Origin of the sequence: Pseudomonas sp. VD-NE ins (genome assembly GCF_031882575.1) — a bacterium.
GTDB lineage: Bacteria > Pseudomonadota > Gammaproteobacteria > Pseudomonadales > Pseudomonadaceae > Aquipseudomonas > Aquipseudomonas fluorescens_BZ.
Map to the genome: position 1 here is coordinate 2,890,392 of NZ_CP134772.1, position 24,624 is coordinate 2,915,015.

Annotated in this window: 27 protein-coding genes and 1 tRNA gene; 9 read left to right on the plus strand and 19 right to left on the minus strand. The window is 58.0% G+C overall.

Annotated elements, in window-relative coordinates; genetic code table 11:
* Nucleotides 1–56: 56 nt before the first annotated feature.
* On the minus strand, nucleotides 57–449 hold the full coding sequence (locus RMV17_RS12800; RefSeq protein ID WP_311886744.1) for a hypothetical protein: 393 nt from the start codon (nucleotides 447–449) through the stop codon (nucleotides 57–59).
* A 542-nt stretch (nucleotides 450–991) separates the two neighbouring features.
* On the opposite strand from RMV17_RS12800, the gene RMV17_RS12805 reads away from it, so the two are divergent.
* Nucleotides 992–1,078: transfer RNA gene (locus RMV17_RS12805), tRNA-Leu, on the plus strand.
* Nucleotides 1,079–1,144: 66 nt separating this feature from the next.
* Here the strand turns inward: RMV17_RS12805 and RMV17_RS12810 are convergent.
* From RMV17_RS12810 to RMV17_RS12855, 10 genes are all read right to left on the minus strand, one after another.
* A complete protein-coding gene (locus RMV17_RS12810; RefSeq protein ID WP_311886745.1) occupies nucleotides 1,145–1,429 on the minus strand; it encodes a hypothetical protein in 285 nt (94 codons plus the stop codon).
* A gap of 251 nt (nucleotides 1,430–1,680) precedes the next feature.
* Entirely contained in the window at nucleotides 1,681–1,911 is a 231-nt protein-coding gene (locus RMV17_RS12815) for a hypothetical protein (RefSeq protein WP_008082703.1), read from the minus strand.
* 118 nt (nucleotides 1,912–2,029) lie between these two features.
* A complete protein-coding gene (locus RMV17_RS12820) occupies nucleotides 2,030–2,260 on the minus strand; it encodes a hypothetical protein (protein ID WP_311886746.1) in 231 nt (76 codons plus the stop codon).
* Between the two features lie 71 nt (nucleotides 2,261–2,331).
* Nucleotides 2,332–3,969, minus strand: coding sequence for an ATP-binding cassette domain-containing protein (locus tag RMV17_RS12825; RefSeq protein ID WP_311886747.1), 1,638 nt, complete (start codon nucleotides 3,967–3,969; stop codon nucleotides 2,332–2,334).
* Between the two features lie 144 nt (nucleotides 3,970–4,113).
* Entirely contained in the window at nucleotides 4,114–5,151 is a 1,038-nt protein-coding gene (locus RMV17_RS12830) for a DNA topoisomerase IB (RefSeq protein ID WP_034154270.1), read from the minus strand.
* Nucleotides 5,152–5,223: 72 nt separating this feature from the next.
* Entirely contained in the window at nucleotides 5,224–6,303 is a 1,080-nt protein-coding gene (gene modC / locus RMV17_RS12835; RefSeq protein ID WP_034154269.1) for a molybdenum ABC transporter ATP-binding protein, read from the minus strand.
* A 3-nt stretch (nucleotides 6,304–6,306) separates the two neighbouring features.
* Nucleotides 6,307–6,987 (minus strand): molybdate ABC transporter permease subunit, encoded by a 681-nt coding sequence (gene modB, locus RMV17_RS12840; protein WP_007912267.1) that lies wholly within the window; start codon nucleotides 6,985–6,987, stop codon nucleotides 6,307–6,309.
* A 1-nt stretch (nucleotide 6,988) separates the two neighbouring features.
* On the minus strand, nucleotides 6,989–7,756 hold the full coding sequence (modA, locus tag RMV17_RS12845; RefSeq protein WP_311886748.1) for a molybdate ABC transporter substrate-binding protein: 768 nt from the start codon (nucleotides 7,754–7,756) through the stop codon (nucleotides 6,989–6,991).
* A 169-nt stretch (nucleotides 7,757–7,925) separates the two neighbouring features.
* Nucleotides 7,926–8,990, minus strand: coding sequence for a nitronate monooxygenase (locus RMV17_RS12850; protein WP_311886749.1), 1,065 nt, complete (start codon nucleotides 8,988–8,990; stop codon nucleotides 7,926–7,928).
* Nucleotides 8,991–9,088: 98 nt separating this feature from the next.
* Nucleotides 9,089–11,527: an autotransporter gene (locus RMV17_RS12855; RefSeq protein ID WP_311886750.1), complete on the minus strand. Its 2,439-nt coding sequence runs from the start codon at nucleotides 11,525–11,527 to the stop codon at nucleotides 9,089–9,091.
* A 187-nt stretch (nucleotides 11,528–11,714) separates the two neighbouring features.
* Here RMV17_RS12855 and RMV17_RS12860 point away from each other — a divergent pair, with 187 nt between their 5' ends.
* Nucleotides 11,715–12,698: an MDR family oxidoreductase gene (locus tag RMV17_RS12860; RefSeq protein WP_311886751.1), complete on the plus strand. Its 984-nt coding sequence runs from the start codon at nucleotides 11,715–11,717 to the stop codon at nucleotides 12,696–12,698.
* On the opposite strand, the gene ada is transcribed toward RMV17_RS12860, so the two are convergent.
* The 5 genes from ada to RMV17_RS12885 all read right to left on the minus strand — a co-directional run bounded on the left by ada (nucleotide 12,688) and on the right by RMV17_RS12885 (nucleotide 15,847).
* A complete protein-coding gene (gene ada / locus RMV17_RS12865; protein WP_311886752.1) occupies nucleotides 12,688–13,779 on the minus strand; it encodes a bifunctional DNA-binding transcriptional regulator/O6-methylguanine-DNA methyltransferase Ada in 1,092 nt (363 codons plus the stop codon). The genes RMV17_RS12860 and ada overlap by 11 nt on opposite strands.
* An 87-nt stretch (nucleotides 13,780–13,866) precedes the next feature.
* Nucleotides 13,867–14,532 carry a DNA oxidative demethylase AlkB gene (gene alkB, locus RMV17_RS12870; protein ID WP_311887038.1) on the minus strand — a complete coding sequence of 222 codons (666 nt, stop codon included), beginning with the start codon at nucleotides 14,530–14,532 and terminating at the stop codon, nucleotides 13,867–13,869.
* A 5-nt stretch (nucleotides 14,533–14,537) separates the two neighbouring features.
* Nucleotides 14,538–15,248 carry a 2OG-Fe(II) oxygenase gene (locus RMV17_RS12875; protein ID WP_311886753.1) on the minus strand — a complete coding sequence of 237 codons (711 nt, stop codon included), beginning with the start codon at nucleotides 15,246–15,248 and terminating at the stop codon, nucleotides 14,538–14,540.
* A gap of 94 nt (nucleotides 15,249–15,342) precedes the next feature.
* Complete coding sequence (locus tag RMV17_RS12880; RefSeq protein WP_311886754.1) at nucleotides 15,343–15,516, minus strand: hypothetical protein; 174 nt, start codon at nucleotides 15,514–15,516, stop codon at nucleotides 15,343–15,345.
* A gap of 28 nt (nucleotides 15,517–15,544) precedes the next feature.
* The gene (locus tag RMV17_RS12885) at nucleotides 15,545–15,847 is read right to left on the minus strand and encodes a DUF1883 domain-containing protein (protein ID WP_007912251.1); all 303 of its coding nucleotides are present in this window, start codon (nucleotides 15,845–15,847) and stop codon (nucleotides 15,545–15,547) included.
* A 210-nt stretch (nucleotides 15,848–16,057) separates the two neighbouring features.
* Between RMV17_RS12885 and RMV17_RS12890 the strand changes: the two genes are divergently transcribed.
* Together RMV17_RS12890 and RMV17_RS12895 are read left to right on the plus strand one after the other, a co-directional pair.
* The gene (locus RMV17_RS12890) at nucleotides 16,058–16,414 is read left to right on the plus strand and encodes a hypothetical protein (protein ID WP_034154262.1); all 357 of its coding nucleotides are present in this window, start codon (nucleotides 16,058–16,060) and stop codon (nucleotides 16,412–16,414) included.
* 71 nt (nucleotides 16,415–16,485) lie between these two features.
* Nucleotides 16,486–16,716, plus strand: a complete 231-nt coding sequence (locus RMV17_RS12895) for a hypothetical protein (RefSeq protein ID WP_008082673.1) — start codon at nucleotides 16,486–16,488, stop codon at nucleotides 16,714–16,716.
* Between the two features lie 3 nt (nucleotides 16,717–16,719).
* Here the strand turns inward: RMV17_RS12895 and RMV17_RS12900 are convergent, their stop codons facing one another.
* Both RMV17_RS12900 and RMV17_RS12905 read right to left on the minus strand, forming a co-directional pair.
* Nucleotides 16,720–17,007, minus strand: a complete 288-nt coding sequence (locus RMV17_RS12900) for a lipoprotein (protein WP_034154261.1) — start codon at nucleotides 17,005–17,007, stop codon at nucleotides 16,720–16,722.
* A 136-nt stretch (nucleotides 17,008–17,143) separates the two neighbouring features.
* Nucleotides 17,144–17,329, minus strand: a complete 186-nt coding sequence (locus RMV17_RS12905) for a hypothetical protein (protein ID WP_008082671.1) — start codon at nucleotides 17,327–17,329, stop codon at nucleotides 17,144–17,146.
* A 258-nt stretch (nucleotides 17,330–17,587) separates the two neighbouring features.
* Here RMV17_RS12905 and galU point away from each other — a divergent pair, with 258 nt between their 5' ends.
* From galU to gorA, 3 genes are all read left to right on the plus strand, one after another.
* Complete coding sequence (gene galU / locus RMV17_RS12910; RefSeq protein ID WP_007912230.1) at nucleotides 17,588–18,427, plus strand: UTP--glucose-1-phosphate uridylyltransferase GalU; 840 nt, start codon at nucleotides 17,588–17,590, stop codon at nucleotides 18,425–18,427.
* Between the two features lie 292 nt (nucleotides 18,428–18,719).
* Nucleotides 18,720–20,249, plus strand: coding sequence for an MFS transporter (locus RMV17_RS12915; protein WP_311886755.1), 1,530 nt, complete (start codon nucleotides 18,720–18,722; stop codon nucleotides 20,247–20,249).
* 106 nt (nucleotides 20,250–20,355) lie between these two features.
* Entirely contained in the window at nucleotides 20,356–21,714 is a 1,359-nt protein-coding gene (gorA, locus tag RMV17_RS12920; RefSeq protein ID WP_311886756.1) for a glutathione-disulfide reductase, read from the plus strand.
* On the opposite strand, the gene RMV17_RS12925 is transcribed toward gorA, so the two are convergent.
* The gene (locus RMV17_RS12925; RefSeq protein WP_311886757.1) at nucleotides 21,711–22,727 is read right to left on the minus strand and encodes a DNA-binding protein; all 1,017 of its coding nucleotides are present in this window, start codon (nucleotides 22,725–22,727) and stop codon (nucleotides 21,711–21,713) included. The two genes, gorA and RMV17_RS12925, sit on opposite strands and share 4 nt — an antisense overlap.
* Nucleotides 22,728–22,904: 177 nt before the next feature.
* On the opposite strand from RMV17_RS12925, the gene RMV17_RS12930 reads away from it, so the two are divergent.
* Entirely contained in the window at nucleotides 22,905–23,843 is a 939-nt protein-coding gene (locus tag RMV17_RS12930; RefSeq protein ID WP_311886758.1) for a site-specific integrase, read from the plus strand.
* Nucleotides 23,844–23,980: 137 nt separating this feature from the next.
* Nucleotides 23,981–24,544, plus strand: coding sequence for an alkyl hydroperoxide reductase subunit C (gene ahpC / locus RMV17_RS12935; RefSeq protein ID WP_034154256.1), 564 nt, complete (start codon nucleotides 23,981–23,983; stop codon nucleotides 24,542–24,544).
* Nucleotides 24,545–24,624: the final 80 nt, after the last annotated feature.

Here is a 24,624-nt window from a genome sequence, read left to right on the forward strand (position 1 = left end):
AGAGAAAGTTAAGCCCTCATATATCGAAAGGGATTTTGAATGGGCTGATTTGAGCGTCAACCACCGATGGAATGAACTAGGGTAGTTATAAGTTGTTGGATCTTTGAATTGGTCGAAATGTCGATCATGTTTTTTATAATGGAGGCGGCATTGGCTGTTTTCTGCAGAAAAGGCCCAAGCTGGGATTGAGTCACAATTTCAGCTTTTTTCTCGACTGGCGCATTATTGTTAGCCTGCAACTTGGTTAGCGCGTCCAGCAATGCAGGATAGGGTGTCTCTGCGGGTAGTCCGAGCTTAGCCAAAACAGAAACAGGATCCCTTTCTAGAAATCCGCCTTCTGCACAGTTCGAGATGTCCAAGCCATCGATATCTACACTTTCTGAGAAGCCTTGGGGAACGGACATCCCGATCCCGCCACAATTTCTGATAGTAATGTTCTTCATCGGCATACGCGGAACTCCTGTGTTGAGCTATTAAGATAGCGCTGAATTCCGGTTCTGTTGAAAAAGGTGCTTAATTAACAGGTAGCCGGTGCATTTTGCACTGTTTATGCATACAGTTTTTGAGCGGCTCCTAGAGGGCTAGGGTAAGGCGACGAACTGCAGAAAATTGTGGCGTTCTTCGTTTGGAAGTCAGTTCCGCATCCATCATACGGGGCCTTGAAAATCAAGGCCTGTAGGGCTTTAAAAATCAGTAGCTTGCGGAACGGAAATAGTGCTAAGCTATTGAAATACGAAGCTTTATAGATGGATTGCAAATCCACCTACGCCGGTTCGATTCCGACCTCGGCCTCCACTATAAACAAGCTCCGTAGATCCATGATTTACGGAGCTTTTTTATTTGCGTTGCGCTGCAAGATTTAGTCTTGAAAAACGGCCATTGCGAACTTGCTTCACCGGGGAGTGATGTATATATTTCCCGCTCTGCTGTTCAAGGTCCGATCCTGTCAGGATCGTGACTGTGCGACAGAAGACAGCAGCACCGCGCTACCGCCCGAATGGCGAAACTGGTAGACGCATGGGACTTAAAATCCCCCGCTCGTAAGGGCGTGCCGGTTCGATTCCGGCTTCGGGCACCATGAATATCAAAGGCCTGCATGAGTTTTCTCATGCAGGCCTTTTTTGTGCCTTGCAAATACGCACTGCTAGACGAATGCTTGCCCGCTAAAGCCGCGAGGCAAGCGCTGTAGGCCTGCCATTGCTGTCAGACGATCGATCCACTCTGCGCGCCAGTTTACGGCGACGTGTGAAGTTTTGGCCTGGCGGGCCATGCGGCGGGCGGCGTTACGCTGATCTTTTCGTGCCTGTTTATAGGCGTCGGTATTGCGGCAACTGCGGCACTTCACACGATTGAGTTCGCGGCTTGCCGACAGTTGATTGCCTTTATGGCCGCAGGCCAGATGCCCGTCGACGTTGAAATGGATAACCATAACTGTCTCCTTTGCGACATGTATAAGTTATGACAACTCACGCACGGCAACCGTTCGCCGTTTGGGCGCAGGCAAAAAAACACCCGCATGCGGGCGGGTGAGGGCGTTACTTTGCAAAGGAGTGACTTCACTGTAGTCGCGCAGATGTATCCGTTACGTGAAAAACTGCAAAAATAAACATGACGGCCAGACGCGCGCGCGGTGAACAATGTGTCACCGCGGGTGAGCCAGTTTCCTGAACCAGGCTGAGATCATCTGAACCGAGGCAGTGGCCGATCGACAGGCTTGAGCGCCGACAGCGTATTGCGAATCAGCGGAGCGTCCTTCTCTATATCGTTCAGCCGGTCTCGGATGCGCAGGGCGGTGGGGTGTCCGCCTTGGTGATCGACCCAGTCGGCGATCTCTTTACAGGCGGCGGCGAGGCGCGCTTGTCGAGCGTCGAGCAGGGTGAGGAGGGTGGTGATGGACTCTTTTTCGGACATGGAACACCTCCGTTCTATGAAACCTGAGCTGCAGCAAAAAGCCCGCGTGTTGCGAGCCTTCTGCCGTGGGGTGCTGCTCCTTCAGCTGGTTTCAGTATAGACCCGCTTCTGATCGGCATCAGACTGAAGACTGGCGGGCCGGTGATAGAGAACTGGCTGCGTTGAGCCGTTTGCATTCACGTCGTGCATCCTCTTCCGCGTCGTAGCCATCGCCGAGGAAGCCGCCAGTACGCGTATCGCAGATGCGAAACCAGCTATGCGCTTCGGCTGGATCATGCTGGCTGTCACCGGCGCGTCGACCGTGAATAATGATCTTGTTGCAACGCTTCACGACGAAAATGTCTTCCATGGCGTCACCGCAGCTGATTCGTGTCAGATCAACTATAGAAGCCCCCGGCAATCGTGCAAAAAATACACAGCTCAGCTCGTCGGTTGCCAGCGCCAGCCCTCGGAGTGCCAGCTCAAACAATGGCTTGGGTTTAACGCCTGTAGAAACACCTGATCGTGGGAAACCACGACAATAGCTCCGGGAAATGTCTGCAAGGCTTGTTCGAAAGCTTGCACCGATGCCAGGTCCAGGTGATTGGTTGGCTCATCCAGCAACAATAATTGTGCTGGCGTCTGGCGCCACAATGCCAACGCGAGGGCGGCCTTCAAGCGTTCTCCGCCACTGAGTGAGGCGCAAGTCCGGGTCACGCGTTGCGCATCCAGTTGCAGATGAGCAAGGAAACTGCGCAACTCACCTTCGCTCAAAGGCGTCTGCTGTGCCTGCAACTGATCGACAATAGATGAATGCTGATCCAGCAGTTTCAACTGTTGATCGAGAAAGGCAAAAGGCACGTGCGTGATGCACTCGCCACTCACCGGTGCCCATTCACCAGCGAGCAATTTCAACAGCGTCGATTTGCCACAACCGTTGTGACCGCTGACAGCGATGCGCATCGGTCCTTGAATAGCGAGGTCAACATGGGTGGTGGGCGCATCTGCCGGTAACCACGGCAAACACGCGTCAACCAACGTGCACACCCGACGATTGCCCGGTACCACGCTGCCAGGCAGATTGATCAATACGCCGTCGTCCGGCTGGACGTTTGCGTACGCCTCACGAACGCGTTCATCCAGATCGGACTTGCGTGCCTGATGGCCGACCTTGACGTGTCCCATGATTTCCCGCGCGGCCGCTTTCATCGCTGCCCGCTCGAAGCCAAAGACGTTGGCGGTTTGCGCATTGCGCCGGCTGCCGGCCGCATGGCGCTGAATCGTGTCGTGCTCGCGTTGCAGTCGTGTGCGTTCACGCTGACGCTCGTTACGGGCCTGATCGAGTTGTGCTTGCGCTGCTTGTTGATGTACTCGGCGATGCTCGGCGAACTCCGAAAAGCTCCCGCTGAAAACGCTTGCCCCCGTAGGGGTAAGTTCGACGATTCGCTGCATCTGCTCCAACAATTGCCGGTCGTGACTGACGATAATCAGACCGCCGCGCCAGCGTTCAAGCACGTTCCTCAACCATTGCCGACCGGCAACGTCGAGGTGGTTGGTCGGTTCGTCGAGTACCAGCAATTGCGCCGGACTCAGCAGCGCACCGATCAGGGCAATTCTGGCCTGCTGGCCACCGCTGAGATTTTCGGCGAGGTCCGTAGTGGTGATGTCATTCAACCCGGCCTCATCGAGCATTTGGCGCAAACGCTCCGCCAGATCCCAGCGTTCGTCGATGAGATCGAAGTCGCCGGCAGTGGCACTGCCGAGCTTCAGTCGCTCCAGTGCACTGAGCGCCGGAGCCGTTCCCGTAGCTTCTGCCACGGTTTGCCCCGGAGTAACAACAAAAGTCTGCGCGACGTAATGCGCAGGAACTGAACGTAACACGCTGCCGGAGGTGGGGTGCAACTGTCCGGCAATCAGGCGCGCGAGTACGCTTTTGCCCACACCGTTGCGCCCGACGATCGCGGTCGGTTGATGATTGAAAGTCAGGTTCAGGTCTTCAAACAGTGTCGCGCCATTGGCGAACTGAAAGACCAGTTGATTCAGGGAAACGAGTGCGGCTGTACGCGAGACGTGAGTCATCGGCACCTCCAAAAAATGTCGTGAAAACTGACAAACGCCGATAACGGCGTGTCGCGATTACATTTTTAGAAGGCTGAATTGTTCACTTCTGCGGTCGTCCGGAGGAGGAGAAGGCGGCTAGCCTAGATGACGTTTTACAGTGGATCAAGGGGCTTCGGTCATCTCGCTCATTCGCTCGAGAAACATCGCCAGCGCCACTTCCTCCGCACGCAGGCCTTTGCGCACACGCGGACGTGGCAGTTCAGCGAGGGCGCCGAGCATGAATTTCTCCACCACGGCGGGGTGGATGTAGCACTTGCGGCACACCGCCGGGGTGTTGCCCAACTGCTTGGCGACACCTTTGACCATTTCCACTACGTGCCGTTTGGCCTCGGTCTCGGACTGCCATTGCAACTCGCGTAACACCGCCAGCGCCAAAGCACTGCCGGCCCAAGTACGGTAATCCTTGGCGGTGAAATCAGCGCCGGTCAGCGTCTGCAGGTAAGCGTTGACGTCGGAAGAGCTGACGGTGTGCCGCTCGCCGTTTTCATCCAGATACTGAAACAGGTTCTGCCCGGGAATTTCCAGGCAACGCTTGATGATGCGCGCCAGACGCCGATCCTTGACGGTGATCTGATGTTCGATGCCGCTCTTGCCGCGGAACTGGAACAGAATCGCGCTACCGTTGACCTCGACATGTCGGCTGCGCAGTGTGGTCAGGCCGTAGGAGCGATTGTCCCGCGCGTATTGCGTGTTGCCAACGCGGATCAGCGTGGCATCGAGCAGGGTGATCACCGTGGCCATGACCTTGTCGCGACTGAAACCGGGCGCGGCCAACAACGCCTCCAGTTGCTTGCGCAATTTCGGCAGCGCCAGACCGAACTCGCGCAGCCGCGAATACTTGTCGGCATCGCGCACTTCGCGCCAGCGAGCGTGATAACGATATTGCTTGCGGCCTCGGGCATCACGACCGGTGGCTTGCAGATGACCGCGCGGATCCGGGCAGATCCACACGTCGGTATAGGCTGGCGGCACTGCGAGGGCATTGATGCGTTTGATTTCGTCCGGATCGTTGATGCGCTGGCCTGACGGTTCGAAATAGCTGAACTTGCCGCGCAGCTTTTTGCGGGTGATACCGGGCTGGGTGTCGTCGACATAATGCAGGTCGGATGGCAGGTCGGCAGTCAGCACGGTGTCGGGCATGGCAGTTTCCTTAAATGGCGCGGCGGTCTGTAAAACGATTGACCGCACGCCGTTGCCGTGGTGCCGAATGATTTAGGCGAGGACCGCAACCGCTTTGATCTGCGCCCATAATTGCTGGCCCGGGTGCACGCCCAACTGGTCCCGGGAATAGCGTGTGATGCGCGCGAGCAGCGGGGTGCCGCCAGCATCCAGGCGAATCAGCACATGGGCAGCGTTGTCGGCCGATTGTTCGCTGACCACCGTCACCGGCAGTCGATTGAGAATGCTGCTGAACTCGCTGTTCTGCAGGCTCAGGCTGATATCCCGCGCATGCACTTTGCAGCGCAAGGCCTGCCCCAGCGCCATCGGCGCGTGCGTCACCCGAATGCTCATCTCGGTCGCCGGCAATTGCAGGCTCAGCAATTGATAATCCGCGTCGTAGGCACAGACCTGGCCTTCAATGATCACCCCCGCGTCATCGCCCATCGCCATCGGCAGATCCAGACGCGCAAGGGTTTCGCCGATCGGGCCGCTGGCCAGCGCTTTGCCTTCGCTGAGCAACACCAGGTGATCGGCCAGTCGCGCCACTTCATCCTGGGCATGACTGACGTACAACACGGGAATGTCCAGTTCGTCATGCAGGCGTTGCAGATACGGCAGGATTTCACTTTTGCGCTGGCTGTCGAGAGCGGCCAATGGTTCGTCCATCAACAGCAGTTTCGGGCTGGTCAGCAGCGCGCGGGCGATGCCGACGCGCTGGCGTTCGCCACCTGACAGATGCTGTGGATGGCGCTCGAGCAAATGACCGATGCCCAAGAGTTCGGTGGCCTGCGCCATGTCGACCCGACGCTGGGACTTGGCGATGCGCTTGAGGCCGAATTGCAGATTGGCCAGCACTGACAAGTGTGGAAACAGGCTGGCTTCCTGAAACACATAGCCGAGCGCACGTTTGTGTGGCGGGACAAAAATACCGTTGTCGCTGTCCTGCCAGACTTCATCGTTGATCTGGATAAAGCCCTGTTCGGCGCGTTCAAGGCCGGCAATGCAACGCAGGCAAGTGGTTTTGCCCGAGCCAGAATGCCCGTAAAGCGCCGTCACGCCGCGTCCCGGCAAGTTCAGGTCGACGTCGAGGCTGAAACCCGAATAGGCAATGTTCAGACGTACATCAATCATCAGTCAGCTCCAGCCAGCGCGGGTCTTGCGGCTGGAGTACAGCGCCAGCAACACCAGAAACGAGAACACCAGCATTGCCCCGGCCAGCCAGTGGGCCTGGGCGTATTCCATCGCTTCGACGTGGTCGTAGATTTGCACGGAAACCACGCGGGTCTTGTCGGGAATGTTGCCGCCAATCATCAGTACCACGCCAAATTCACCAACCGTATGTGCGAAGCCAAGAATAGCTGCGGTGATAAATCCGGGGCGCGCCAGTGGCACAATCACGCTGAAAAATGTGTCCCAGGGATTGGCGCGCAAGGTCGCGGCCACTTCCAGAGGACGGGTGCCGATCGCCGAGAACGCGTTTTGCAACGGTTGCACCACGAACGGCATGGAATAGATCACCGAGCCGATCACTAGCCCGGTAAAACTGAAAGTCAGGGTGCCCAGGCCCAGCCATTGGGTGAACTGGCCGAGAAAACCGTGCGGCCCCATCATCAGTAACAGATAGAAACCGATTACGGTCGGTGGCAGTACGAGGGGCAGGGCGACGATCGCCCCGATCGGGCCGCGCAACCACGAACGGGTGCGCGACAGCCACAGGGCAATCGGAGTGCCGACAACCAGCAAGATTGCGGTGGTCAGGGACGCCAGTTTCAGGGTCAGCCAGATCGCCGCGAAATCGGCACTCGTCAGCGACATTTTAGAGCTGGTAACCGTAGGACTTGATCACCGCAGCGGCTTTCGGGCCTTTGAGGTATTCAACCAGTGCCTTTGCAGCGGCGTTGTCTTTGCCTTTATTCAGAATGACCGCGTCCTGTTTGATCGGGTCGTGAAGGCTCGCAGGGACGATCCATGCAGAACCGCTGCTGACTTTGCCGTCCTTGTAGATCTGCGACAGGGCGACAAAACCCAGCTCAGCGTTGCCGGTCGAGACGAATTGGTAGGCCTGAGTGATGTTCTGGCCTTCAACGATCTTGGCTTTGGTGGCTTCGGTCAATTTCAGTTTTTCCAGCACTTGCGTGGCGGCCAGGCCGTATGGCGCAGCTTTCGGATTGGCGATGGACAGGTGCTGATACTCGTTCTTTTTCAGGACTTCGCCTTTCGCATCGACATAACCTTCTTTGGCCGACCACAACGCCAGGGTGCCAATGGCATAGGTGAAGCGCGAACCTTTGACGGTGTCGCCTTCTTTTTCGAGTTTCTCCGGGGTGGTGTCGTCAGCGGAGAGGAACACTTCGAATGGCGCGCCGTTCTTGATCTGGGTGTAGAACTGGCCGGTGGCGCCGTAGGCGGCGACCAGTTTGTGCCCGGTGTCTTTTTCGAAATCGGCGGCGATGGCCTGGATCGGCGCGGTGAAGTTGGCTGCAACAGCTACCTGTACTTCATCAGCCTGAGCCGCGCCGATGGCGAAGACCGCGAGCAAAGACGCCAGGCAGGTAGGGGCAAAACGTGAGGCACGAATGGTCATGTAACAGCTCCGTTATTGGCTAGTGCAGAGGGCAGTTATTGTTGGAGGTGGACTGCGCCGATGCGAGGGTATATTCGCTATATAGAGAAATATATAGCGAAATGCCGCCAAACAGGAAGTGTTGGTTAAAGCCAGAGTGAGGATGCGTGAATCCTCACGCTGTTTAGCGTCACTGGCGAGTGAGTTTTGCCAATGCACCTTCGGCCAATTGCCGGGTCAGTTCAGCACTGCCAATGTCTTTGCCGAGAGTGAATGCCTGACCCGCCCAGAGGTTGGCAAACTCAGCTTCGTTGATCGCGCGCAGCGGCATCAGCGCACCACCGGCCAAAGGAAATGCCGGCGCCTTCGGCGACATCGGACCCAACTCACGCATGACGCGGTTGAGAATACCCCGCGCTGGTCGCCCGGTGAAAATATTGGTGATCGCCGTTTCGCTCTCTTTGGCGGTGCGCAGCGCTTTGTGGTGAGCGGCGCTGACTTTCGCTTCTGGCGTGAACAAGTAGGCGGTGCCGACCTGTACCGCCGATGCGCCCAATGTGAACGCCGCCGCCACGCCACGCGCATCAGCGATGGCCCCAGCGGCAATCACCGGTACGTTCACCGCGTCGACCACCTGTGGCACCAGGGCAAACGTGCCGACCTGGCTGCTCAAGTCATCGCTGAGAAACATGCCGCGATGGCCGCCGGCCTCGTAGCCCATGGCGATAATCGCGTCGCAGCCGTTCTGTTCCAGCCAGATCGCTTCATCGACAGTGGTGGCCGAGGAAAGAATTTTCGCCCCGGTTGCCTTGACTCGATCCAACAGGGATTTCTCTGGCAGACCGAAGTGGAAGCTCACGACTTCAGGTCGAAACTCCTCCAGCACTTCGCAGGCCGCCGCATCGAACGGTGCTCGGTTGGACACCGGTGTCGGGGCAGTGAAATCCACGCCCAGTTCGCGGTAATACGGTTCCAGCAAATGCTTCCAGTCATGGGCACGTTGCTCATCGGCTGCCGGTGGCTGGTGGCAGAAGAAGTTCACGTTGAAGGGGTTTTTGGTGTGTTGGCGAATGGTTTTCAGCTCTTCGCGTAATTGTTCGATGCTCAGCATTGCCGCCGGCATCGAACCCAGTCCACCGGCATTGCACACGGCGATGACCATGGTCGAATTTGTCGCGCCGGCCATCGGGCCCTGGATGATCGGCCGTTCAATGCCGAGCAGGTCAAGAATGCGTGTGTCTGGCCATTGGCTCATGAAGGCTGTTCTCCAAACGATGAAAGGCAGAGCCGGTTTTTTAACAGCAAAACCGGATTCGGAGCCAGTTCGAAATTCAGAACAACCCGTGCAGTTTTTCAGCGTCGATGAAATCCGCCGCCACCTCCGCCGCCAAACGAGTGATTCATGAATTGCGAGGAATTATGAAAATTGTTGGTCCGCTGGTTGCCGAAATTGCGCGCGGCGGATTCACGGTTGAGGTTCTGCAACTGGGCATTGTTATTGATCGGTGCGGCCCGTGTCGCGCCGCCCCCGACCATCGATTGCCAGCCGTTGTCGGTCTTCTTGTACACATTGCCGTCGTGGCCTGCGTAAACGTTGTCACCCACGCGCGCCGTGCCGCCATTGCGCCCGCGCACGCCGCCATATTGAGTGGTGTTGCCGGTGTTTGGGTTGTACACGGCGCCGCGATTGGCGGTGACCTGCGTGCCGTTGCGCGCATTGCCGGCGGTAACGCGTTCGCCGGCAATGGCGCCGCCGTTCGGTCCAGCGGCCACGCCACTGCGCCCTGCTGCGTAGTTGCCGGTGTAGACGTTATGCACGGCACCGCGTTGACCGGCAGCCGCGACGCCAGTGCGTGAGTTATAGGAAGAACCCACCTGACCGGCCCAGCGATTCCCGGTCCAGGCGTTGTACCCAGCGCCCGAGCGACTGACCGTCGCGCGATCACCCCACTGATGGTAGATATTACCGGTGGTCCCGGCCCAGCCACCCGGACCCCAGGCCACCGCGCCACCGCGATAACCGTAAGCGGCGCCGCCCCAGGCCAGTGGCGCCGGATACAGGTGCGGTCCCCAGGCGTAACCCCAGCCGTAGTTGCCCCACCACGGGTATGCGCCCCAACCCCAGCCCATCGCCACAGTGCTGCCGCCCCAGCTCCAGCCGAAACCGAAGCCGAAGGTCCAGCCTGTCCAAGGGGTATAGCGGATGGCGACGCCGAAACCGTAAGTCACCGGCGGGCCATACCAGACGCTGCCCACCCAGGGCGTGTAGGGATAACCGGTGCCATACACCACGACGCCGGTGTCCGGATCCAGATTCGAACCCTGATAACCCGGCGTGTAGCCGACCACCACGGTATCGCCGCTAGACTCGTAGACTTTGACGTAGGTGAGGTAATGCATGGGTGAGCTCGGCGGGATCGAATAGATCACCGCCGGCACCGAACTGGCCACACCCCAGGGACCGTTCACGGTAGTGGCAGTGAACCAGATACCGTTTTCCACCGCGTACCAACTGTCGTTGTCGACACGAATGATTGGCGTAGCGCTGTTGACCACATACTGCAACGTCGTGCTGTTGATGGCCTTGAGTTGCGGCTCGCCATCGAACTGTGGCGCGGTCATTGTCACTGCGCTTTTCTTGATCGCCGACGTCTGTGGAATGGTCGCGGCAATGGCCGCTTCCTTGGCTTGTGGCGTACCCGCGACCGAGGCTTTGACGTTTTCTTTCGGGCTGTCGTCGGGGATGTTGGCGAAATCTGCCGGCAGTTTGTCTGCCGGGGTAAACGTCCAGGGGCCATTCATATCGGTGGCGCGAAACCAGCGCCCGGAGATCAGCACATAGCTGTTCTGGTCACCGATTTCCTTGAAGATGTGCCCGGTGGTATTGGTGACATACAACAAGCCTGTGCCCTGAATCGGCGACCATTGCGCCGCGCCGTCAGTGACCAGCAATTCAGTCGGGGTGGTGGCGATGAAAATCTTCGGTTGGGGCGGTTTGGCCAGACTGGGGATCTTGTCTTTCGGATCGCTTTGTCCGGTCAGCAGATCCACTTGCCGGCTCTGAATGGCGGCCTGCTTGGCTTTCTCCAGTTCTGGCGGCGGTGAGGCCAAGCGCGTGTAGGCACCATCGAGCTGGTCGGCGACCATCCAGCCATCGAAGACGTGCAGATAATGTTTGCCTTGCGCGTCCTTCAACAATAGCGGTCGCGTGTTGATCACCCGCTGCAGCGCAGTACCCTCTACCGGTCGGTAGGCCGCATCGCCATCGATATAGACGAGCAGGGCGGGGACGTCGGAACTGATGATCGTCGGCGGTGTGTTTTCCAGCGGGGCGCTGTCAGCTTTCTGCTCGGCGGACAGTACACCGACGGCCGCTTCGAGTTGATCCAGCGAGATGGTTTTCTTGCGGTTCCCGGCATCTTTTTGCAGTGCCGCGACCCATGTGTTGGCTTGGCTGGCATCGGCCGGGAAGTCGGCTTTGATGATTTTGTACTGATCCAGCGCGACCCAGCGTGTGGCCTTGTCGACCAGCGTATGCGCGCTGAATTGCACGATCCCGTAGGTCGATTTGCCATCGGCAGCGGTGGCTTCGACGGCTGCGCGAGCATTGAGGGTGTAGCCGTCCCAGCTGTCGAGTTGCGGTTGGTACACCGTCAGTTTCGCCTTGCCGCTAGTGATGACTTGCGGCCAGGTCGGCTCGCTCGGGGCCTCAGTGGCCGGCGCCGCGAAGGCATTTGCGAACGCCAGCAGGCACAGCATCAACGTCGCGAAGAACGAGCGCGGGTAAGACATTGTCAGCTCCATCGACAAACCGGTTTCTGAAGAAATAACGGCGAAACCACGACCGTCGAAAAAGCATAGTCGCCCGCTATGGAAATACCCGGGCGATTCACCGATTGGCGCAAAGTCGAATGTGGCAGGGTGTTGCGATGTGGTATTTCAAGGCACGACATTCAGAAAACAGTCCTGCGAGGCAGTCATGTTCAACGCCATTGTGATCGACAAAGACGACAGCGGTTACCGCGCCAACCTGCAACAGGTCAACGAAGAGCAATTGCCCGAAGGCGATGTCACCGTGGCTGTTGCGTACAGCACGCTGAACTTCAAGGATGGTCTGGCGATTACCGGCAGCAGTCCGGTGGTGCGCAAGTTTCCGATGGTGCCTGGGATCGACCTCGCGGGCACCGTAGAAGCCAGTTCGCACCCCGACTATAAGGTGGGTGATCAGGTGGTGCTGAATGGCTGGGGCGTTGGCGAAAATCACTGGGGCGGTCTGGCGCAGAAGGCGCGGCTCAATGGCGACTGGCTGATTCCTTTGCCCAAAGCCTTTACAGCGGCGCAAGCCATGGCCATCGGGACGGCCGGTTATACGGCGATGCTGTGCATTCTCGCGCTTGAGCGTAATGGCGTGACGCCAGAGCAGGGAGAGGTCCTGGTGACGGGCGCCAATGGTGGCGTCGGCAGTTTTGCCATCGCGCTGCTGAGCAAGCTTGGCTATCGTGTCGTCGCGTCGACTGGCCGGGTTTCCGAGCATGAGTATCTGCAGCAGTTGGGCGCCAGTGAAATCATCGACCGCGCCACGTTGTCAGCGCCCGGCAAGCCGCTGGCCAAAGAGCGTTGGGCAGCAGTGATCGATTCGGTGGGCAGTCATACACTGGCCAATGCCTGCGCCAGCACCCGCTCCGAAGGTACCGTCGCCGCCTGTGGTCTGGCGCAGGGCATGGATTTCCCGGCTTCGGTCGCCCCGTTCATTTTGCGTGGTGTGACGCTGGCCGGCGTCAATAGCGTGACCCAGCCCAAGGCGCGCCGGCTGCAAGCGTGGGAGCGCCTGGCCAGGGATCTGGATTTCTCGTTGCTGGCATTGATCAGTCATGAAATCGGCCTGAGTGAAGCCATCGATGCGGCGCCGAAGTTGCTCGCCGGACAGCTTCGTGGTCGGGTTGTGGTGGACGTCAATCGCTGACATCGGCATCCGCTAAAGGCTGTGTCTCGCGCTCCAACAACTGCCGTTTGCGCTCGACACCCCAGCGATAGCCCGAAAGATTGCCATCGCTGCGCACCACGCGGTGGCAAGGGATCGCTACCGCCAGGCGGTTGGCACCACAAGCCTGAGCCACCGCGCGCATGGAGGTCGGTGCGCCGATGCGCTGGGCAATCTCGGCGTAACTCGCCGTATGGCCCGCCGGGATTTCCCGCAGCGCCTGCCACACGCGCTCCTGAAACGCCGTGCCGCGAACGTCCAGTGGCAGAGCGAGACCAATCGCCGGGGCTTCAATAAACCCCACAACCTTGGCGATCAATTGCTCGAACCCGGCATCGGCGCCGATCAGGTTGGCTTGGCGAAACTGATCCTGCAGATCACACACCAGTTGATGCGGATCGTCACCCAGCAGAATCGCACACACACCACGCTCGCTTTGTGCCACCAGAATCGCTCCGAGCGAGCATTGGCCAACGGCGAAGCGAATGTCGTTGTTCTTCCCGGCAGCGCGATAGTCGCCGGGTTTCATGCCCAACAAATGATCTGCGGCTTCATAGAAACGGCTGTTGGAATTGAAGCCCGCGTCGTACAGCGCATCCGTCACCGAACCACCGTCTGCCAGACGCTCACGGACTTTGCGCGAGCGATGCGCCGTTGCATAGCCCTTGGGCGTCAACCCCGTCGCGGCTTTGAACACGCGATGGAAATGGAACGGACTCAGGCCAGCGGTTTGCGCCAGTTCGTTGAGCGCCGGCAACGTCTCGGCGGATTCGATATGGCGGCAGGCAATGGCGACGGTCGCGGCATGCTGCGCGGCGACATCACTCTGATCTTTGCCGGCACGCTTGCTCGGACGATAGCCGGCAGCCTCGGCCTGCTCAGCGGTATCGAAAAACTCCACGTTCTGCGGTTTCGGCAAACGTGAGAGGCTGCTCGGGCGGCAATAGATGCCGGTGGTTTTCACCGCGTAGACAAATTGCCCGTCCGCACGTGGATTTCGTGCAACCACGGCGGCCCAGCGTGGATCGTTTTCGGTGTTGAAGGTGGTCGAAAGCGTTTTCATGAGCGGTTATCCGTTGACCTGTTTGATTCAGGTTAACCAGCGTCGCAAGGCACAACACTCCGGGCCTTGCGGTCAAACTTTTGCAGGTTATCCGGCCACGCGAAAGGTCAGATTGATCCGCTGTTCACCCAGGCGCGGATGCCGACCCTGCTTGATCGGTAACACGCCGTGATAACGCAAGCGATCAACGCCGCCCCAGACCAGCATGTCGCCATGCAGCAAGGCAATGCGCTGGCTCTTGTCGCTGCGATTGAAGCCGCCGAACAGGAACATTGCCGGCAGGCCCAGTGACAGCGAAACGATCGGTGCGCTGTAGGCGTTTTCGTCTTTGTCCTGGTGCAATGACATCTTGGCCCCGGGGACATAGCGGTTGATCAGGCAGGAATCGGCGTTGAAGTCAGCAAATCCGGCCTGTGCCGCTGCCGACTGCGCCAGCACCGAGAATACGGCCGGCATCGCTGGCCATGGCAAATCACTGAGCGGGTCGACGCTGGAGTAACGATACCCGTGGCGATCGGTGATCCAGCCCAAGGCGCCGCAACTGCTGGTGCCGACCGACATGCTGAAACCTCCCGGTGTGACCATGTGACGCAACGGCGCTGCGGCAAGAATCGCATCCAGCGCCGGCAGGAGCTGGTCGACCAGCGGCTGGGCAAAACCATGCAGGACCCACGATTGCTCGCCAATCTGTTCGGCGCGCGGGCATTGCTCGGGTTCATGATCGGCGAACAGATCAAAAGTGCTCGGTTGCATGGTAGTCATGTGGCGTCGTGAAAGATGATGCCTAGGGTATGCCTTTTTCCACTGTGCAGGCGACTGACGCCGTGACGCATGGTCACCCGATAATCCCCGCGCACGCCTTTGACCGGGCGCTGGTTGACGGCAAAAATCACCGCATCACCTTTTGTCAGATCCAGCACGTGCGGGCGAGATTGCATGCGCGGGCGCTGCTCGGTGAGAACGAATTCTCCGCCGCTGAAGTCGTGTCCGGGTTCTGACAGAAGAATCGCCACTTGCAGCGGAAAAACCGCTTCGCCGTACAGGTCCTGATGCAGGCAGTTGTAGTCCTGCGGGCCGTATTGCAGCAAAAGAGGGGTAGGGCGTCGTTGACCGGCGGCATGGCAACGCTGAAGAAACTCGGCGTGGCTCGCCGGAAAACGCTCGGGCAGATTCATGCGTTCGTACCAGCGATTGGCCAATGGAACCAGATGCGGATACAGCGCGCAGCGAAGGCGTTCTACCGCTGTCGGCAGGGGATAGTCGAAGTATTTGTACTCACCGCGACCAAAGCCGTGGCGGGCCATAATGACCTGCGAACGAAACGGTTCGGTCTGCGGATACAGCGCACTCAGTTGATCGCAGGTTTCGGCCAGCAGCAGCGAGCGGATGATCGCGTAGCCATCCTGATCCAGTTGCAGCGCAAGGCTTGCCCAGTCGAGCGAATCCAGCCGGGAAGGGGACATCGACATGCTGACTCCTTGACGCTTGGTCGAAGGAAGTCAGTCTAGGCCGGGCCTGGCGGCAGAACACTCCGCCGCTTGCGGTCGAATTCGCTGTCGATGCTTACAGTGCTTTGCTGACGGCGATGTCGCTGATCACGTCTTTCTGGTCGTGAAGCTTGTCCAGTTCAGCCTTGGCTTCTTCTTCAGTGCCGTTTACCAGCTGCGCGAACTCGAAGCGGCGTTCACCGTTGAGTTTGTACTTGATGACGTATTTGGTCGTTTGGGCCACGGTCATGCATTCCTTTCTGGTTGGACGGCGTGTCTCAGCTGAGTTTGGTGCTGGAGCGACGGATGATCTTGATCGAGTGGGTCAGCGTTGGCTTGCGGGTCACGCTGATCGCACGGCGGTTGACGGTGTCGATGGTGATGTTCCAGAAACCGGTGCTCGGCGCGGTAATACGGGCCGGAAAGGTGTCGAAGGCGCCGCCGTGATAGGTGTGACGGCCGCCGTTCTTGAAGCTGCGGAAGTTGGCGTCGTTCATCAGACGGATGTTGCACATTTGCGAGCATTGGATGACGACGATGTCGTCTTCGTTGAGGTGTTCGCGCTGGTGAATGAATTTCATGGGCGCCTCCAGAAGGGCTTTTTCTACAAAATCAAAACGATAGCTTGTAATTGCGCGCAGTTTATCAGCCCGCACGGGTTATTATCTGGCCGTCGGGCGTTGGTTTGACAATTTTGAACAGATATTCGCAATCGGATGCGGGTTAAATACAGAAGGTCCCGGAGAAAAACGGCATTTGTGCTGTCGGACGGTCTTTAACGGAGGTTTTGTATGAAGTGGGGTGTGCTGTGTCTGCCGTTGATTCTGGCTGTGGGTGGTTGTGCGAGTGTTTCCGAAATCAATGAAACGCTGCCGACCATGAGCGTGATCTCCGGCAAGAAGCCCCATGAATATGCCCAGTGTCTGGCCGAGAAACTGGCAGACAGCCGCGGCGCGCTGCAAGTGCAGCCGCACAAGGACGGGGTTCGGGTCATCGTGCCGGGGAAACTTTCCACCGGCGCGGCAGCGGTGTTTGATATCGAAGATCGCTCCGGCGGCAGCAGCATCAAGCTGCATGAACGCATGTCGAATGTGCCGGTTCGCCCGCGTGACGTGCAAAAGGCCGCCAATGCCTGTATTTCCGGCTGATAGACTGACAGTCATCAGCACCGATGCCGTCGCAGTCATGCTGTGACGGCATTTTCATTTCTGGAGTCGCGATGAAGCGAGAGCAAGTACGGGAGCGCCACGTAGAGGGCCTGATCTCTGCCACCCATGTCATCCAGAACCCGGCGAATCCGGGTGAGTGGATCGTGTTTTTCAAGAAGAGCGCCGGCCGCAGTTACTTTTTGGTCGACGATAACGACGAGGTCGAATCCTTCAACCGTCTCGACGATCTGATCGAAGTCGTGCGCGGACTCGGAATCAAATTCGCCGAAATTCATATGTAAGGTCTATTTGCAGACCACCACAACGCTGCGGTTTTTGTAGTTGCCGACATCAACGCCCAGGGTTTTGTCGCTTTCTTTGGGCTGCGGCGTGCCGTCAGTGCCAACGATGCGATAACCGGTGCCCGCGCAGGACGCATCGGCTTTTTCATAGCAGGTCGCCCAGGAATTGGCTTCGCCGGAGCAATCGATCGATAGCCCCTGTTCGCCGTTGTTCAGGTACGTGGGTTGGGAGGTCGCACAGCCGGCCAGTGCCAATACCGCAATCAGGGGCAGCCATATTTTCAGAGTCATGTTCGGGGTCTTCAGCAAGGGGGACTAGACGCTCTGACAGCGCCGGTGTGAAAAGGTTATAGCGTTTGGCCACTTGTTTGTAAGTGGGCACAAAAAAGCCCTGCACAAGGGCAGGGCTGAGGCGTGTCGGGGCTGATCAGTCCTGATCTTTGCCACGGCGCTTGGCCGATGCCGGCGTGTCCGTGAATACGGAAGCAACATCGGTCGCCATTTGTTCGCTGTCGAAAGGCCCGGCAATGTGCTCACCATTGGTGGTGGTCAGCGTCCACTTGCCGTCTTTCTTGTCGATCACATACCCGTTGACGATTTTTACCGCGGCCATCTATCTGTCTCGTTCGCTGGTTCAAAGGCGCCATGATACCGGCAAATGCTCGCATTGGGGGGCGATGAGCGTATGGTGATTCAGTTTGTCGGCCGCTTTGAGCTACGCTGATCTGGCTGCGCCCGGATGTCGATGGAACTATCGGCGAGAATATTTCTCTATGTTGGCATCGGTTAGCCAGTGCGGGGCATTGTAAGGTGCACGCCGCCTGATTAGACTGCGCCGAAACTCGTACACACAGCCCTTTCAAGGACTTATATGATCAAGAAATGCTTGTTCCCAGCAGCCGGTTACGGTACTCGCTTCCTGCCAGCGACTAAAGCCATGCCTAAAGAAATGCTGCCGGTGGTAAACAAGCCACTGATCCAGTACGGCGTTGAAGAAGCTCTGGACGCTGGCCTGACGGAAATCTCCATCGTCACCGGTCGTGGCAAGCGTGCTCTGGAAGACCACTTCGACATCAGCTACGAGCTGGAAAACCAGATCAAAGGCACCGACAAAGAGAAATACCTTGTCGGCATCCGCAAACTGCTCGACGAGTGCTCGTTCTCCTACACCCGTCAGACCGAAATGAAAGGCCTGGGTCATGCGATCCTGACCGGTCGCCCGCTGATCGGTGACGAACCGTTCGCCGTGGTCCTGGCGGACGACCTGTGCGTCAACCTCGAAGGCGACGGCGTTCTGACCCAGATGGTCAAACTGTACAAGCAGTTCCGCTGCTCGATCATCGCTATCCAGGAAGTCGATCCGCAGGAAACCAGCAAGTACGGCGTGATTGCCGGCGAGATGATCCGCGACGACATCTACCGCGTTCACAGCATGGTCGAGAAGCCAAAGCCGGAAGACGCACCGTCGAACCTGGCCATCATCGGCCGTTACATCCTGACCCCGGACATTTTCGACCTGATCGAACAAACCGAGCCAGGCAAGGGCGGCGAAATCCAGATCACCGACGCCCTGATGAAACAAGCCCAGAACGGCTGCGTAATGGCCTACAAGTTCAAAGGCAAGCGTTTCGACTGCGGTGGTGCTGAAGGCTACATCGAAGCAACCAACTTCTGCTTCGAGAACTTCTACAAGACTGGCAAGGCTTATTAAGAGCGCTTGATTCGTCAGTAGCAACTTTGCACTGCGTCATTCGTGTGAAGGTCAAAAACGCCTCGACTGGTTCGGGGCGTTTTTTTTGCGCTGGAAAAAGTTCGCTTCCAACCGAAAAGGGTCGAAAGTCGAAGGAGATTTCTGAGTTGTAATATGAAACAAATGAGTAATTGTCAGCGCGTTTCATCGCTGTTGAACTCATCGATCCTCGCCACGGATGTGCGCAGGTAAAACTTTCGCGACTGTTTGAACACGTCTGCGAAATCAAGATTGCAGCATAAGGAATTTGCCGGTGCCGCCTACTCATCAGAATGCTCATACCAAAGCCAAATCTACACGCTGGTTCGGCCTCGGCGTGTTGATGTTGCCAGTGCTACTGGTAACCGTTGATAACACCGTACTGGGTTTCGCATTACCCAAAATCGCCGAAGCTTTGCGCCCAAGTGCCAGTCAACAACTGTGGATGATCGACGCCTACTCGTTGGTGCTCGCTGGACTGCTGGTGTCCATGGGAAGTCTGGGAGATCGGGTCGGGCACCGCAAGTTGCTGCTTATCGGCTCGCTCGGATTTGCTGTGGTATCGGTGCTGACCGCCTATTCTGAGACGGCCTTGCAGTTGATTATCGGGCGTGCCTGCATGGGGATTTTCGGGGCGATGCTGATGCCTTCCACATTGGCATTGATACGTTCGGTGTTTGAGGATCGAGAGGAGCGCAGGCTGGCTGTCGCGATCTGGGCCACGACATTGACCGTCGGTTCGGCTCTGGGGCCTTTGGTGGGCGGAGTGTTGCTGCAGTTCTTTGATTGGGGCGCGATTTTTCTGTTGGCGGTACCGGTTCTGATTCCGCTGTTGGTGTTGGGTCCGCTATTGCTTCCTGAGTCGGAGCGTGATGCATCTGGGCCGTTGGATCCGATCAGCATTCTTCAGTCGATGGCCGCCTTGGGTGGCATCGTTTACGGCATCAAGCATGCCGCCAGTGAAGGTGTTGACGGGGTCGTACTGGGGGCCTTTCTGGTCGGCGTATTGGCAGGCTGGATGTTTGTCCGGCGCCAGTTACGTCTTCCTGTGCCGCTGATGGATATGACTCTGTTCCGCAACGGGACTTTTAGCGGGTCTGTTCTGATCAATTTGATGAGTCTTGCGTTCCTCGTTGGTTTTGTTTTCTTCACCACTCAGTTTTTGCAGATTGTCCTGCAGATGTCGCCTTTGAGTGCGAGCCTAGCGTTGGTGCCGGGCCAAATCATGGCGATTGTGGTGGGAATGGCGGTCGTCCCGGTCGCTCAGCGTATGCCTGTGCATGTGCTGATACCGATTCTGGTGGCCTTCGCCGCTGTGGCGTTTTTACTCGTGGCCAGCGTGGGCAGTAGTCTTGCGGTATTGGTTGCGGCGTTCGCGTTGCTGAATATCGGAGTAGGCGCGATCGCTACGGTTTCCAATGACGTGATTTTGTCGGCGGCGCCCCCAGCTAAGGCCGGTGCAGCTTCCGCTATCAGTGAAACAGCCTATGAGGTAGGCGTCGTTTTGGGGACGACCCTGCTTGGTGGCCTGGTTACGGCTCACTATCGCGCAGACTTGCAGCTTCCAGCGTTTTTGAGCGATGCCCAGACGATGCTGGCAAGTGAAACGCTGGCTGGCGCTCATCATGTGGCGACGGGGTTGGCGGGGGATCAAGCGCAACAGTTAATGCAGCAGGCGGGAAGTGCATTTGAAGGCGGAATTGCATTGGTATCGTGGGTCGCTTTCGGTTTGGCATTCATAGCAGTTTTGATCGCCTGGCGTACGCTTCGGTTACCAAAGGCTCAGTCCGCAGAATGTCACTGAGCAAAAGCTTGCTGCTCGAACCCTTGGCATTGGTCATCGGCATAACGGCAGAGGCTTGCTCAATGAGCATCTGCAGGTATGCTGATCCCCTGCCGAGGAGATAGAAATGGCCTACGATTTTGACCTTTATGTGATTGGTGCCGGTTCCGGTGGCGTGCGCGCTGCGCGTTTTGCGGCCGGTTTCGGTGCGAAAGTGGCGGTGGCGGAAAGCCGTTATCTGGGTGGGACCTGCGTCAACGTTGGCTGTGTGCCGAAAAAGTTGCTGGTGTACGGCGCGCATTTCGCCGAAGACTTTGAGCAGGCGTCCGGTTTTGGCTGGAGCCTGGGCGAAGCGAATTTCGATTGGGCGACGCTGATCGCCAACAAGGATCGCGAGATCAATCGCCTCAACGGCATTTATCGCAATCTGCTGGTCAACAGCGGCGTGACCTTGCATGAGGCGCACGCGAAGATCGTTGGCCCGCATGAGGTTGAGGTGAATGGCGAGCGCTACACCGCGAAAAACATTCTGATTGCCACCGGTGGCTGGCCGCAGATTCCGGAGATTCCGGGGCGCGAACACGCGATCGGTTCCAATGAGGCGTTCTTCCTTAAAGAGCTGCCAAAGCGTGTACTGGTGGTTGGCGGCGGTTACATCGCGGTCGAGTTCGCCGGGATTTTCCACGGCCTCGGTGCGAACACTACGCTGCTGTATCGCGGCGACCTGTTCCTGCGCGGCTTCGATGGTTCGGTACGCAAGCACTTACAGGAAGAGCTGACCAAGCGTGGTCTGGATCTGCAGTTCAATGCCGACATCGCGCGCATCGACAAGCAGGCTGACGGCAGTCTGAAAGCCACGCTTAAAGATGGTCGTGAGCTGGAGGCGGACTGCATTTTCTACGCCACCGGCCGACGCCCGATGCTGGACAATCTGGGGCTGGAAAACACCGATGTGCAGCTCACCGACAAAGGTTTCATCAAAGTCGACGAGCAGTACCAGACCAGCGAGCCATCGATTCTGGCGCTGGGCGATGTCATCGGTCGTGTGCAGCTGACGCCCGTGGCGCTAGCGGAAGGCATGGCCGTGGCGCGACGCCTGTTCAAACCAGAGCAATACCGTCCGGTGGATTACAAGATGATCCCGACAGCGGTATTCAGCTTGCCGAACATCGGCACGGTCGGTTTGACCGAAGAAGAAGCGCGTGAAGCCGGCCGCGATGTGGTGATCTTCGAAAGCCGTTTCCGGCCGATGAAGCTGACCCTGACCGAATGTCAGGAAAAGACGCTGATGAAGCTCGTAGTCGACGGCAAGACTGACAAGGTCCTCGGCTGCCACATGGTAGGCCCGGACGCAGGCGAGATCGTTCAGGGTCTGGCGATTGCGTTGAAGGCTGGTGCGACCAAGCGCGACTTCGACGACACGATCGGGGTGCACCCGACGGCCGCCGAAGAGTTTGTCACCATGCGTACACCGGTCGGCGCTTAAGCGTCTTTCGGTTTGGCTGAGTCTGGCGCTGCCGCAACGGTAGCTGCCAGACGCTGGCTTTCTTCCAGGCTTGCCTGAGCTTTACTCAATTCCTTTTCCAGTGACTGGTTGAGCAGCGTTTGCTCCTCGACGCTCTGTTTGAGTGTCTGGCTTTCCAGTGTCGCAACGCGCAGGCGTTCCTGGAGGAGGGTGCGCTCACTGTCGACGCGGGTCGCTTGCTCCAGCAGTTGATCCTGACGCTGATTGCTCTGCTTGAGTTGGTCCTGCATCAGGCTCAGCTCACGCTGCGTGCCACGGTTTTCCGTGAGCAGGCGTTCGTTGTCGCGGTGCAGTTGCGTGATCTCGTCCTGGCGGACCAATGCGCTTTGCTGTGCCTGCCGCAGCTCGGCCTGAATCTGCTGCACTTGCGCTTCGTGGCGGCTCTGTTCCTGCTCGCGCTGCTCTTTGCTGGCGTTGCGGTAGTGCTCCAGCGCGTCACGGGCGTGCAGGTGTTTTTCTTCCAGCGAACGGATCTGTTCGTCCTTGTCCTGCAGGCGCAATTCAAAATCGGCCAGTGCCTGATTCAGCCCGGCATTACGGGTCTGCTCGGTTTGCAGCATTGAGCGGGTGTTGTTCAGTGCTTCCGATTCACGCGCCAGTGCCGCGCCCTGAATGTCGTGCTCGTGTTCGAGCTTTTCCAGCGCCTGGCGAGTTTGGTTCAGCGCCGATTCCAGTGCTTCGCGCTGTTCCTCGAACTGCTCGCGGGCCTGCTCGATAGGCTCTTGCGCCTGTTCTTTGAGGCGTTGGGCGAGGCGCGAGACGAGAGCGCTCAACTCATCATCGATAGGCTCTGACGACGCTTCAATCGGCTGCGCGCCGTCATCCAGTTCTTTCAAATACCGATGGATCGTGGTTTTCGAGCCGGTGTTGCCCATTTCAATGCGTACTGCATCGATGCTCGGGTGTTCGCCACGGGCGAGGATCGCTGTGCGCGCGATCTGCACAAGGGCTTTGGTAATGCCGCCACGGGCCATGTGAACTCCTACGGTTACGTACTGTGGTACATGCCACTAAAGTACGCAGTGTACCATCTCAAAAATAAAGATAAACCTTTGATAATAAAGACGCGGGATATACTGGTATTACCCAGTGTCAGGCGGCAAAATGCGCTTTCGCATCTCCGCATCAGTACGCCAGCGAGAAAACAGCCCATGAGCGATCTGGATCGCTATCTGCAAGCCGCCACCCGTGACAACACCCGCCGAAGCTATCGCGCAGCCATCGAGCATTTCGAAGTGAAGTGGGGTGGGTTTCTGCCGGCGACGGCTGATAGCGTTGCGCGTTATCTGGTGGCGCACGCCGAAGAGTTGTCGATCAATACGTTGAAGCTGCGGCTATCGGCGCTGGCGCAATGGCACAACAGTCAAGGCTTTGCCGATCCGACCAAGGCGCCGGTGGTGCGCAAAGTCTTCAAAGGCATTCGCGCGTTGCACCCGGCGCAGGAGAAACAGGCTGAGCCGTTGCAGTTGCAGGATTTGCAGCGCGTCATCGATTGGCTTGAGCATGAAGTACAAATCGCGAGAGAGCAGGAGGATCGTCCGTTACTCCTCAAGGCTTACCGTGATCGCGCCTTGATTCTGCTGGGATTCTGGCGCGGCTTCCGCAGCGATGAACTGTGCCGCCTGCAAATCGAACATGTGCAAGCGCACGCCGGCAGCGGCATCACCCTGTATCTGCCGCGCAGCAAGGGCGATCGGGAAAACCTCGGTCAGACCTATCAAGCGCCGGCGCTGCTCAAACTCTGCCCGGTGCAGGCCTACATCGACTGGATCACCGAAGCGGCGCTGGTGCGCGGCCCGGTTTTTCGCAGCATCGACCGCTGGGGCAATCTGAACGAGGAAGGACTGCACGCCAACAGCATCATCCCACTGCTGCGCCAAGCGTTGCAGCGCGCGGGCATTGCCGCCGAAAACTACACCAGTCACTCACTTCGTCGAGGCTTTGCCACGTGGGCGCACCAAAGTGGCTGGGATCTGAAATCGTTGATGAGTTACGTCGGCTGGAAGGATATGAAGTCTGCGATGCGCTATGTTGAAGCCAGCCCATTCCAGGGGATGGCTCGGATTACGGATAAACCGGCTACGTCGTAGAGATCGTTTTCTTCTATTAATACAGTCAGCTAATAGCGAAAACAAATCAGCAGCATCAGGTTTGCCAATGAGCCATCCGTCGAGTGAGTGGGTAGGATTCACCCATCAACTTCATAACCCCTGACGGAGAGTCATCAATGCCTATCATCAACAGCCAAGTAAAACCGTTCAAAGCTACCGCGTTCAAAAACGGCGACTTCGTTCAAGTCTCGGACGCTGACCTGAAAGGCAAGTGGTCGGTCGTGTTCTTCTACCCAGCCGACTTCACCTTCGTTTGCCCAACCGAACTGGAAGACCTGGCTGACAACTACGCTGCCTTCCAGAAACTCGGCGTAGAGATCTACAGCGTTTCCACCGACACCCACTTTGCCCACGCTGCCTGGCACAACACTTCGCCAGCCATTGGCAAAATCGAATACACCATGATCGGCGACCCGACCCACGCCATCTCCCGCAACTTCGACGTGCTGATCGAAGAAGCTGGCCTGGCTGACCGTGGCACCTTCGTGATCAACCCTGAAGGCCAGATCAAAATCGTTGAACTGAACGATGGCGGCGTCGGCCGTGACGCTTCCGAGCTGCTGCGCAAGATCAAGGCTGCTCAGTACGTTGCTGCTCACCCAGGCGAAGTTTGCCCAGCCAAGTGGAAAGAAGGCGAGGCCACTCTGGCACCGTCCCTGGACCTGGTCGGCAAGATCTAAGTCTGTGACACGCAACTCAGGGCGGTACGCCGCACCTTCTTAAGTACGCTGCACCGCCCAATAAAAATGCCCGGGCGAGT

Bases quoted from the DNA above. Each gene is read 5' to 3' on its own strand.
- RMV17_RS12800 (WP_311886744.1), bottom strand. From the start codon at position 449: ATGCCGATGAAGAACATTACTATCAGAAATTGTGGCGGGATCGGGATG.
- RMV17_RS12810 (WP_311886745.1), bottom strand. From the start codon at position 1,429: ATGGTTATCCATTTCAACGTCGACGGGCATCTGGCCTGCGGCCATAAA.
- RMV17_RS12815 (WP_008082703.1), bottom strand. From the start codon at position 1,911: ATGTCCGAAAAAGAGTCCATCACCACCCTCCTCACCCTGCTCGACGCT.
- RMV17_RS12820 (WP_311886746.1), bottom strand. From the start codon at position 2,260: ATGGAAGACATTTTCGTCGTGAAGCGTTGCAACAAGATCATTATTCAC.
- RMV17_RS12825 (WP_311886747.1), bottom strand. From the start codon at position 3,969: ATGACTCACGTCTCGCGTACAGCCGCACTCGTTTCCCTGAATCAACTG.
- RMV17_RS12830 (WP_034154270.1), bottom strand. From the start codon at position 5,151: ATGCCCGACACCGTGCTGACTGCCGACCTGCCATCCGACCTGCATTAT.
- modC (WP_034154269.1), bottom strand. From the start codon at position 6,303: ATGATTGATGTACGTCTGAACATTGCCTATTCGGGTTTCAGCCTCGAC.
- modB (WP_007912267.1), bottom strand. From the start codon at position 6,987: ATGTCGCTGACGAGTGCCGATTTCGCGGCGATCTGGCTGACCCTGAAA.
- modA (WP_311886748.1), bottom strand. From the start codon at position 7,756: ATGACCATTCGTGCCTCACGTTTTGCCCCTACCTGCCTGGCGTCTTTG.
- RMV17_RS12850 (WP_311886749.1), bottom strand. From the start codon at position 8,990: ATGAGCCAATGGCCAGACACACGCATTCTTGACCTGCTCGGCATTGAA.
- RMV17_RS12855 (WP_311886750.1), bottom strand. From the start codon at position 11,527: ATGTCTTACCCGCGCTCGTTCTTCGCGACGTTGATGCTGTGCCTGCTG.
- RMV17_RS12860 (WP_311886751.1), top strand. From the start codon at position 11,715: ATGTTCAACGCCATTGTGATCGACAAAGACGACAGCGGTTACCGCGCC.
- ada (WP_311886752.1), bottom strand. From the start codon at position 13,779: ATGAAAACGCTTTCGACCACCTTCAACACCGAAAACGATCCACGCTGG.
- alkB (WP_311887038.1), bottom strand. From the start codon at position 14,532: ATGCAACCGAGCACTTTTGATCTGTTCGCCGATCATGAACCCGAGCAA.
- RMV17_RS12875 (WP_311886753.1), bottom strand. From the start codon at position 15,248: ATGTCGATGTCCCCTTCCCGGCTGGATTCGCTCGACTGGGCAAGCCTT.
- RMV17_RS12880 (WP_311886754.1), bottom strand. From the start codon at position 15,516: ATGACCGTGGCCCAAACGACCAAATACGTCATCAAGTACAAACTCAAC.
- RMV17_RS12885 (WP_007912251.1), bottom strand. From the start codon at position 15,847: ATGAAATTCATTCACCAGCGCGAACACCTCAACGAAGACGACATCGTC.
- RMV17_RS12890 (WP_034154262.1), top strand. From the start codon at position 16,058: ATGAAGTGGGGTGTGCTGTGTCTGCCGTTGATTCTGGCTGTGGGTGGT.
- RMV17_RS12895 (WP_008082673.1), top strand. From the start codon at position 16,486: ATGAAGCGAGAGCAAGTACGGGAGCGCCACGTAGAGGGCCTGATCTCT.
- RMV17_RS12900 (WP_034154261.1), bottom strand. From the start codon at position 17,007: ATGACTCTGAAAATATGGCTGCCCCTGATTGCGGTATTGGCACTGGCC.
- RMV17_RS12905 (WP_008082671.1), bottom strand. From the start codon at position 17,329: ATGGCCGCGGTAAAAATCGTCAACGGGTATGTGATCGACAAGAAAGAC.
- galU (WP_007912230.1), top strand. From the start codon at position 17,588: ATGATCAAGAAATGCTTGTTCCCAGCAGCCGGTTACGGTACTCGCTTC.
- gorA (WP_311886756.1), top strand. From the start codon at position 20,356: ATGGCCTACGATTTTGACCTTTATGTGATTGGTGCCGGTTCCGGTGGC.
- RMV17_RS12925 (WP_311886757.1), bottom strand. From the start codon at position 22,727: ATGGCCCGTGGCGGCATTACCAAAGCCCTTGTGCAGATCGCGCGCACA.
- RMV17_RS12930 (WP_311886758.1), top strand. From the start codon at position 22,905: ATGAGCGATCTGGATCGCTATCTGCAAGCCGCCACCCGTGACAACACC.
- ahpC (WP_034154256.1), top strand. From the start codon at position 23,981: ATGCCTATCATCAACAGCCAAGTAAAACCGTTCAAAGCTACCGCGTTC.